This window comes from Streptomyces sp. SID13726 (assembly GCF_010548375.1).
In the GTDB taxonomy this organism is placed as follows: domain Bacteria; phylum Actinomycetota; class Actinomycetes; order Streptomycetales; family Streptomycetaceae; genus Streptomyces.
In genome coordinates, this window is the sequence record NZ_JAAGLY010000405.1 from 1 (window position 1) to 452 (window position 452).

1 protein-coding gene is annotated in these 452 nt (G+C 72.3%); it reads left to right on the plus strand.

What is annotated here, in order from left to right:
• Positions 1 to 333, plus strand: a 333-nt coding sequence (gene rpsG, locus G3I78_RS48300; protein ID WP_164436975.1) for a 30S ribosomal protein S7, incomplete at its 5' end; no start/stop codon positions are given.
• Between the last annotated feature and the right edge of the window lie 119 nt (positions 334 to 452).

Consider the following 452-nt stretch of genomic DNA (forward strand, 5'->3'; position numbering starts at 1 on the left):
CTCGAGGGCGTCCGGGCGAAGACCGACGGCGACCCGGTCGTCGTCCTCAAGCGTGCGCTCGAGAACGTCCGCCCCGCGCTCGAGGTCCGCTCGCGCCGCGTCGGTGGTGCGACCTACCAGGTGCCGGTCGAGGTGCGCCCCGCGCGCGCCACGACGCTCGCGCTGCGCTGGCTCACGGACTACTCGCGCGCGCGTCGCGAGAAGTCGATGACGGAGCGCCTCATGAACGAGATCCTCGACGCCAGCAACGGCCTCGGCGCAGCGGTCAAGCGTCGCGAGGACATGCACAAGATGGCGGAGTCCAACAAGGCCTTCGCCCACTACCGCTGGTAGTCCGCACGACGGGCCCCGGGGACCGACGCGTCCCCGGGGCCGTCGGCGGGTCCGAGGCCGGTCACCCCGGTCCGAGCAGCGCCCCCCGACTCAACCCATCTAACGAGGGAAGCAGACCG